This window comes from Streptomyces sp. NBC_01142 (assembly GCF_026341125.1).
GTDB lineage: Bacteria > Actinomycetota > Actinomycetes > Streptomycetales > Streptomycetaceae > Streptomyces.
The window spans coordinates 1-7,438 of record NZ_JAPEOR010000014.1 but is presented as its reverse complement, the minus strand read 5'-3'; the positions used below and the strand labels follow the sequence as shown (position 1 = coordinate 7,438).

Annotated in this window: 3 protein-coding genes and 4 pseudogenes; 4 read left to right on the top strand and 3 right to left on the bottom strand. The window is 66.9% G+C overall.

Going from position 1 to position 7,438, the window contains the following annotated elements; all coding sequences use genetic code 11:
- The 3 genes and pseudogenes from OG883_RS46695 to OG883_RS46685 form a co-directional block, all read left to right on the top strand.
- Positions 1-1,750: RICIN domain-containing protein (locus OG883_RS46695; protein WP_266555015.1), on the top strand; the 1,750-nt coding region annotated here is incomplete at its 5' end.
- Positions 1,751-1,937: 187 nt separating this feature from the next.
- Complete coding sequence (locus OG883_RS46690) at positions 1,938-4,031, top strand: LuxR C-terminal-related transcriptional regulator (RefSeq protein WP_266555013.1); 2,094 nt, start codon at positions 1,938-1,940, stop codon at positions 4,029-4,031.
- Positions 4,032-4,136: 105 nt separating this feature from the next.
- Positions 4,137-4,703: pseudogene (locus tag OG883_RS46685) on the top strand (transposase); the annotation flags it as partial.
- Between the two features lie 41 nt (positions 4,704-4,744).
- Here OG883_RS46685 and OG883_RS46680 read toward each other — a convergent pair.
- Together OG883_RS46680 and OG883_RS46675 are read right to left on the bottom strand one after the other, a co-directional pair.
- Positions 4,745-5,563: pseudogene (locus OG883_RS46680) on the bottom strand (IS3 family transposase); the annotation flags it as partial.
- Between the two features lie 97 nt (positions 5,564-5,660).
- Positions 5,661-5,783 (bottom strand): annotated as a pseudogene (locus OG883_RS46675) (ATP-binding protein); the annotation flags it as partial.
- 326 nt (positions 5,784-6,109) lie between these two features.
- Between OG883_RS46675 and OG883_RS46670 the strand changes: the two are divergent.
- Positions 6,110-6,877 carry a transposase gene (locus tag OG883_RS46670; RefSeq protein WP_266534967.1) on the top strand — a complete coding sequence of 256 codons (768 nt, stop codon included), beginning with the start codon at positions 6,110-6,112 and terminating at the stop codon, positions 6,875-6,877.
- A gap of 64 nt (positions 6,878-6,941) precedes the next feature.
- Here OG883_RS46670 and OG883_RS46665 read toward each other — a convergent pair.
- Positions 6,942-7,438: pseudogene (locus tag OG883_RS46665) on the bottom strand (ISL3 family transposase); the annotation flags it as partial.

Genomic DNA, 7,438 nt, shown 5'->3' with positions numbered 1-7,438 from the left:
CACATGTGCGCGGGGGATTGCATTCCATCTCCCGCAGGACGGTGGCACAGCGGCGAGTCAGAGGAGAACCGTGTCCGAGTCAACGGTGGCCAATCTCTTGGATGCCGAACTTGCCCGACGTATCCGCGGCGACGACGTGGTACTGCGTTCGGAGGCCGCATTCGAGATCGTCCGCCGGCACAGGGCGGCTGTACTGGCCTACGCCCACTTGTGCTTCGGGGAACCGCAGGCGGCGGAGGATGTTGCGGATGAAGCGCTTGCGCAGACCCTTCGAAGCGTCCGCTCGGGCAATGGGCCCACCGAGGCCTGGCGGCCCTACCTGGTGACGACAGTGAGACGAACCGCTGTCCGGTGGGCGGCGATCGGCCGTGAACCCGGGCTCACGTCCGGCCTCACCTCGTGGCTTCGAGCACTGCCCGGGGCGGACCGTCCCGAGTCTGCCGCCAAGGCCGCCGAGGAGAACTCAGCTTTGCTGAGGGCCTTTCGTAGCCTGCCGGGGCTGCGGCAGGCGGTGCTGTGGAACGCCCTCGTGGAGACCGCCGAACATGCCGGGCCTCTGCCGGGCCTGTCCCCCGAGGACATGCCTTTCCGGATCAAGGCCGCCCAGCAGGGTTTTTACAATGCGTACTTGCGGGGCTATGCCAACCGTGCCGCCAACCGTGAGTGCCGTCACCTCGCCGCCGTGCTCGGCGAGATCGTGCGAGGAAGTCTTTCCCACCACTCCCAGGACCTGGAACCGCATGAATCGAGCTGCGAGAGCTGCTCGCAGGCCCGGACAGACCTCGGCGTCATCCATTCCGGCCAGCAGGCCGCTCTGTCAGGCGCGCTGTACTGGCCGTTCCCCTCACCCTCCCCCCCGTCCGCGTCGGATGGCATCGAAGACACGGCAGAACGGTCACCGGGTACCCGGGGCGCGGACCGGCCCACCCCTCCGGCAGGCGGCCCACGCCGGTTCTACGCCCGCCACCGCTTCATATCGAACTCCCCTCTGTATGCCGCAGCAATGGTGGCCGCGATCGCCACAGTGATCGCCATCGCGGGAATCGGCCTGCCCCAGGGGGGAAGCGACGACGCCCAGATGCCTCTGGCACAGGTCACCACCACCCAGGTCACCACCGAGCGCGCCGCGGTGACAACCACTGCGGCAACCGCGGCAACGCCTCATTCCGATGCCGTGACGGTGGCCGCCAAGACCTCTGCGGCGCCCACCAGGCCCAAGCCCACTCGCTCGAAGCCTGTCCTCCGGCCCGCTGCCCCGGCGGCCGCCCCTCACCCAGCCGGCTTTCAGCTCGTGAACAAGAGGTCTGGGCTTTGTGTGGGCATCAAGGGCAACAGCGCCGACAACGATGCCATGGTGCAGCTCCAGAGCTGCACCAGCAGTGCATACCAGCGCTGGAAGCGCATCGCGGCCGGCAATGACGCCTATCTGCTGCGCAACACAGGATCCGGCAAATGTCTTGACGGCACTTTTGACAGCGGAAACACCGTCAGAGTCGTCCAATGGAAATGCTTCTACGATGCCGGCAAGGACCAGGACGTACAACTGTGGGTGTTCGCACCCGACGCGGACGCTTCCTCCTACCGCCTGTGGTTCGTACCCGAGGTTCAAGGGAGCGACTACGCATCGCACCTGCTGGCTCCGGAGGACTGGCCGGAAGACAGTCCTTCGAGGGACGGAACCTATCTCGAACACATGCCCAACTACTACAACTCCGAAAGTTTCGTCTTCACGATGAACGTCGGTCTATGAACAGCAGGCAGGACGCCTTCCCAGCGGACACGAGGATGCATCTCGCGTGAGCTCGGTGCCGGACGGCCCGGTCTCGCCACGCAGATGCATCCGGCCGCAGGCAGCGATCCGCGCCCGTCGGCCGCATCGGCCGGTGGTGCCATCAGCGGAGCGGGGGCGTACTGTCAGGGAAAGGTCGGTCCAGCACATGGCTGCGAGAAGAAGAGGAACCGCAAGCCTGCCGGCGGAGGCGACGAGATTCATCGGACGGCGCCGCGAGCTGTCGGTGGCCCGTCGCATGCTGGCCCGGGCCCGTCTGCTGACCCTGACCGGGCCGGGTGGAGTGGGCAAGACCCGGCTTGCCCTGCGGCTCGCCGCCCAGGCGCAGCGTTCCTACCCTTCAGGGGTGTGGCTGGTGGACCTGGCTGCGGTCGAGACAGAGCAGGCACTGACGAACACGGTACTGGAAGTTCTCGGCCTGAACCACGGGCTGGGACGCCTCACTCCGGCAGAACTGAGCGAGCGAATCCACAGCAAGCGGATCCTGATCGTGCTCGACAACTGCGAGCATCTGCTCCGTCCGTGCGCCCTCCTCGCGCGTACGCTGCTGGAGGCCGCCCCGGAGCTGCAGATCATCGCCACCAGTCGGCAGGCCCTGGGGGTCGGCGGCGAGCATCTGTTGGCGGTGCCACCGCTGACGGCTCCGGATCCGGACGACGCCTCTTGCGTCGGCGCGGCCGGGCACAACGAAGCGCTCGACTTGTTCACCGATCGAGCCGCCTATGTCAGTGGGGAGTACGTACTGACGGCGGAGGACCGCAGGGTGGCAGCTCGGATCTGTCACCGTTTGGAGGGCGTTCCGCTGGCCATCGAGCTGGCAGTCGCCCGTCTGCGTGTGCTCAACTGCGAGCAGATCCTTCGGCGTCTGGACGACCGTTTCACATTCTTGACGGGGGGAAACAGCGTCACGTTGCCCCGCCATCAGACCCTGCGGGCCACGATGGACTGGAGCTTCGACCTGTGCGGTCCCCAGGAACAGCTGCTGTGGGCTCGGCTGTCCGTCTTCTGTGGCGGGTTCGACCTGGAGGCCGTGGAGGCGGTGTGCTCAGGCGACGGCCTCTTCCGTGAGGAGATCCTCGATGTGCTGGCGGGCCTGACGGACAAGTCCGTACTGATCCGGGACGAGTGCCCCTCGCAGGTGCGTTACTCCATGCTGGAGACACTTCGGCAGTACGGCCACCAACGGCTCTGTGAAAGTGATGAGCTCAAGATCCTGCACCGGCGCCACCGCGACTACTACCGGGCCCTGGTCCTGCAGGCCGAGGCCGAGTGGTTCACCAAGCAGCAGGCTGATTGGTGCGTCCGGCTCCGCCGAGAGCGGTCCAACCTGCGCGCTGCCATGAAGTTCTGCCTCGATGAGCCGGGAGAGTCGGAGGTCGGTCTTGAGCTGGCCGCATCGTTATGGAGTCACCGTGTCGGCGCGGGTGGCCTTGCCGAGGAACGCCAGTGGCTGGCCCGGAATCTCGCATCCGAAACAGCGCACAGCCCCGCCCGGGCCAAAGCCCTGTGGGCTGACGGCTGGCTCGCCCTGCTGTGCGGGGACATCGCTGCCGCGCAGGGCCGCGTGACCGAGTGCCGCACCCTGGCACAGTACCTGGGCGACCCGCAGACGAACGCCCGCGCCGAGCACGCCGGACTTGCCGCCCTCTTCTTCCAGGACGACTTCCCCCGCGCTGTTCCCCTGCTGGACGCCGCCCTCGCCCAGTACCGCGACCACGGGGACGCCGGGGACTCGTGGGCCACACTCTTCCTTCTCAGCCTGGCCTGCTGTCTGGGCGGTGACCCACGTGCCGCCGCACTGGCCCAGGAATGCCTGGACCAGTGCGAGGCCAGCGGCGCCCAGGTCTGCGGTGAGACTTCTGCGCGAGGGCCCGCTGTCGCCCGAGCGCTGGGCCAGGTATCAGGTCGCCCTGCCGCTCCGGCAGCGGCCTCCAAACCGGTTCTCACCCCCCGGGAACGTCAGGTGGCGCTCCTTCTCCACCAGGGGCTGACGGACAAGGAGATCGCCGCTCAGCTGGTGATCTCACCCCGCACCGCGCAAGGACACGTCCAACGCATCCTGCACAAGCTCGGATTCACCCGCCGCGCCCAGGTAGTGGCCTGGATACAGGAACGCACCGAGCACCATCCCCCGACACCGACCGATGAAAGTCCTGGTGAGGGCCCGTTTCTCGTTGTCCGGGAGCAGGTGTGTGCTTGGACAGTGAAGCCAGTCGCTCTGTCATCCAAGCGAGGCGTTTGACAGCGAACCTAGGCGTCTGCGCCCTCTTTGCCAGTGAACCTAGCGGTGGTTTGTTGACGGCGGGTCAGGGTCGTAGTAGGCTGGTATCAGAGGAACGTCGCCTCGCTGCCCGGGGAGCCGTGTCCGCCCGCTCCGGGCCAGGCACGGCGTCGAGGGTTCCGTGAGTACCTCACGGGGCTGCTGCTGGCGCGGGACCGCAACAAGACGCTGACCGCCCTGGCCGGAACCGAGCCAGTGGTCGGTGCACAGCACGCGGCGGTGCAGCGGCTGCAGTTCTTCCTGTCCGAGTCGACCTGGGACCGCGAGCGGGTCAACGCCCGCCGGATGGAACTCCTGCTGGCCGATTCCGCGACGGCCCCGCACTCCGGCGGAGTCCTGGTAATCGATGACTCGGGGGACCGTAAAGACGGGAAGGCGACCGCGCACGTCGGGCGGCAGTGGCTCGGCCGGCTGGGCAAGACCGACAACGGCATCGTGACGGTGACCACCTGCTGGGCGGACGAGAACCTCTACTACCCGCTGCACGCCGTGCCCTACACCCCGGCCCACCACTTCCCGACCGGCAAGAAGGACCCCGGCTTCCGCACGAAGCTGAGGATCGCCGCCGAACTGGCCCGCACCGCCAAGGCGGCCGGGGTCGTGTTCAGGGCAGTGGCCGCGGACTGCGGCTACGGCGACCAGTGAGGTGACCCCCGGAGTGTGGACACAGGGGTTCATGCTGCGAGTGAGAGTTTAGCTGTCTTGTTGTGCTGCTGTTCGAACTCCATCGGGGAGAGGTAGGACAGCGCGCTGTGCCGGCGTCGGGCGTTGTAGTAGGTGAGCCACTCGAATATCTCCAGCCGCGCCTGACACATCGTCGCGAACAGATTCTTGTGCATCGTCTCCCTCTTCAGCCCCTGCCACAGGCTCTCGGCCAGGGCGTTGTCATAGCTCGAGCCGACCCTGCCCATGCTCCTGCGGACGCCGTACCGGTCGCAGACTCGGGCGAACGCGGCCGAGGTGTATTGCGATCCGCGGTCTGCGTGGAAAATCACCCCGGCGACGTCCCCGCCACGGGTCGCGACCGCGGCCTGGAGCTCGTCGATGACGAGTTCGGTGCGCATGTGCGAGGCCATCGACCAGCCGAGCACCCGGCGGGATCGGATGTCCACGACGCAGGCGAGGTAGAGCCACGTTGCTCCGACCTGCACATATGTGATGTCCCCGCACCATTTCTCGTCCAGGGCGCCGGCGGTGAAGTCCCGCTGGACCAGGTCCGGTGCCGGTGGCGAGAGCCGGTCCGCGATGGTGGTGCGCCTCTTCCGCCGCAGGTGGCGGCCGACGATGTGGTGCTTGCGCATCAGCCGGGCGACCCGCTTGCGGTTGACGGTATGGCCGAAGCCTCGCAGTTCGGCATGGATACGCAACGCGCCGTAGTTCCCGCGGTGTCCGGCGTGGGAACTACGGATCTCGTCGACCAGAGTGTCCTCCGCGGCCTGCCGCTCGGCCCGCGCGCCGGCGCCTGCGATCCACCGGTAGTAGCCGGAGCGGGAGACTTCCAGCACCCGGTGTCGGCGTACGAGCTGAAGTACAGAGCTGCGTACGTTTGAACATGCAGAGGTCTGAGGCGACTTCAGTCTCGCGCTCGATGGCCTTGAGGCGGTTCTTCAGTCGGTAGCTGGGACCGTTGATGGGAACGACTTCACAGTGGTGGAGGAGCCGATCGAGAATGGCGGTAGCGAGGACTTCGTCGCCGAAGACCTGGCCCCATTCATCTGGGGCTGGCACTTGTTCCCTCACAAGGGTTGCCCCTGTCACCTGGCCGTATCCCGTCCCTGCGGTCCTCGTTGGTTCTCGCGGTGGCACCCTGGTTTTCAAGGTGCGGGTCTGTACGCTCACCGGGTCTGTCCCGTAGTCGGTGGTGACGCTGGGTGTCCCTCAGGGCAGGAGGATGCGGTGCTGGAGGAGGTCGAACCCGGCGCGTCCGTGCATCTGTCTCATGATCCTCTTGGTGCGGGTGTTGGCGCCTTCGGTGCGGCCGTTGTGGTAGGGCAAAGACTTGTCCCGTAACTGCTGGTCACGGGTGAGATGATCTTCGGGTGTCTGGTGTGATCACGGCGTCGGAGCCGTCCTGGATAGCCCCGTTCACCGGGCTGAGCCCGCGTTCCTTCGGCAGGTTGGTGACCGCACTGCGCCGCGAAGGTGCAGATCCGGTCCGTAAGGGCCGCCCGTGGGGACTTCCGCTGGAGGACCGGGTTCTGCTCGTCGCGGCCTACTGGCGCACGAACCTGACAATGCGCCAACTCGCTCCGCTCTTCGGTGTATCGAAGTCCGCGGCGGACCGCATCATCGACCACCTCGGCCCGTCGCTGGCGCTCCAGCCCCGCAAACGGTTCCGCAAGGACACCGTGCTCATCGTGGACGGCACCCTGGTGCCCACCCGCGACCACAGCATCGCCGAGCAGTCCAAGAACTACCGGTACTCCACGAACCACCAGGTCGTCATCGACGCCGATACCCGCCTGGTCGTCGTGGTCGGCCGGCCCTTGCCCGGCAACCGCAACGACTGCAGGGCGTGGGAGGAGTCCGGCGCGAAGGCCGCCGTCGGCAAGGCCATGACGATCGCCGACGGCGGCTATCCGGGCACCGGACTCGTCATGCCACACCGTCGGCGCAAAGGTGAAGAACTGCCTGACTGGAAGCAGGCCCACAACAAGTCCCACAAACAGGTTCGCGCCCGCGTGGAGCACGTTTTTGCCCGCATGAAGACCTGGAAGATCCTCCGCGACTGCCGCCTCAAGGGCGATGGCGTCCACCACGCCATGCTCGGAATCGCCCGCCTCCACAACCTCAACCTCGCCGGATAGGCGGGCGGCCGGACCGGCCACCAGCCACGCCCGCACCCACCCAAGATCATTTACGGGACAAGCCTAAGGTGAGGCCGGCGTTCACGGCGAGCCGGTCGATTTCAAGGCCGTTGGCGAAACTGTGCAGGTGGGGCAGGGCGACGGCGTGGGCGGACGTGATCCACTTGGTGAGTTTCACGTCGTTGCCCTCGGCAGGATTCAGCAGGGTAGCGAAGCCGCGTACGAGACCGGCGAGTTGGGTCATCTCCGGGCAGGCCGCGGCGATCTTCTCCAACAGGGCCGTTTCCTTCGGCCGCAGATTTTCAGGATCGGTGAGCAGCAGGCGGCCGGCGTGGCGCGGGGTGGTGACGGGGCGGTCGCCTTCGGCGCGGCCCTGGTTGAGATAGCGGACCAGCAGGTTGGCGCTGCCCGGATAGCCCAATTTCCGGATTTCCCGCAGTAGTTGGGTGACGGGGACGGCGGGATCGGCGGCACGGCGAACACGTAGATGCTCGCGGTAGGGGTCGACGAGGGTGGGCCGGTAGGCGGGGGCTATGCGCAGGGCGGGTCTGTCCCGTAGTC

What these genes read in the sequence shown, in the direction of transcription:
- OG883_RS46690 (WP_266555013.1), top strand. Translation starts at nt 1,938, where the DNA reads ATGGCTGCGAGAAGAAGAGGAACCGCAAGCCTGCCGGCGGAGGCGACG.